1 pseudogene is annotated in these 1,295 nt (G+C 64.5%); it reads right to left on the bottom strand.

The window, feature by feature from the left end:
- Nucleotides 1–139 precede the first annotated feature (139 nt).
- Nucleotides 140–1,114, bottom strand: a pseudogene (locus AABE20_RS10210) (recombinase family protein); the annotation flags it as partial.
- Nucleotides 1,115–1,295 lie beyond the last annotated feature (181 nt).

Consider the following 1,295-nt stretch of genomic DNA (forward strand, 5'->3'; position numbering starts at 1 on the left):
AGAGCAGGCTTCGAACTCCTCAGGGCGCGTGTCCTTCAGCCCGCATAATCAAAAAACATCATCACGAAAAGTACGGAAGAACCCAAATCTCGATGAAAATTTCCGCCCTACCCGGGTCAGTTCTCAGTGAAAATCAACAGCCACCACAGCAACCGCACTTGCTGAGGCCCGAGAACAGGTAACGGGGGCGGCGTTTCTCGCGGAAGTGGTCGGGCGATGACGTGTCGCGTGTGTCCCGGCTGGCGCTGACGCTGGCCTGTCGTGCCTTGACCGCGTCCCACAACTCCTGATCGACGATCCGCAGTTCCGGCACCTCCTGGATCACCCAGTCGGAGTCCGGATTGGGACGGGCCTGACGCTTGCCGGTGTCGGGATCCTTGATGAAGCGCTGGCGGTTCCACACCAGCCTGCCCACGTACATCTCGTTGTTGAGAATACCGGTGCCGCGTAGCCGGTTGCCGTTGATGGTCGAGAAGCCCCACGCACCACTGCCCGGTGCCGGGATACCTTCGTCATTGAGGCGGAAGGCGATCGCGCGTGGTCCCAGTCCGGCTGCGAAGTCGCGGAAGATGCGACGGACCACGTCGGCTTCCGCTGGATTGATGGTGCGGTCGCCCCGGATCGGCTCGCCGTTGGCGTCGAGCTTGCGCACCACGTCATAGCCGTAGGCATTGCCGCCGCCGGACTTGCCCTGTTCGACCCGGCCTCGCAGGCCGCGATGCGTCTTCTCGGCCAGGTCTTTCAGAAACAGGGCGTTCATCGTGCCCTTGAGGCCGACATGCAGATGCGACACCTCGCCCTCGGAGAGAGTGACGATCCGCACGCCAGCATAGTTCATGCGCTTGAAGACGCCGGCGATGTCCTCCTGGTCTCGGGACAAACGGTCCATCGCTTCGGCCAGCACGATCTGGAACCGTCCGCGCTGTGCATCCGCGATCAGCGCCTGGATGCCGGGCCGCATCAGGGAGGCACCCGAGATGGCGTGGTCGGTATACTCCTCGACGATGCTCCAGCCCTGCTTCTCCGCGTGGGTGCGGCAGACCCGAAGCTGGTCGGCGATCGAGGCGTCGCGCTGGTTGTCGGAGGAATAGCGGGCGTAGAGCGCGACCTTCATGACGGGGTATCCCTTACGGTCCGGAGCGGCGGCGCTGCTCCTGTTGCTGCGACCGGAACCAGTCCCGTGCCGCACGACGGGCCATGAGGCGGACCAGCGCCACAAGACGCGGGTCGGGGGCATTGGGGCGCAGGACGAGCCGCAACTCGGGCTCGGGCGGCCGATACGCCGTGGCAATGGA

Origin of the sequence: Acetobacter zythi, from assembly GCF_963921165.1 — a bacterium.
Lineage (GTDB): Bacteria > Pseudomonadota > Alphaproteobacteria > Acetobacterales > Acetobacteraceae > Acetobacter.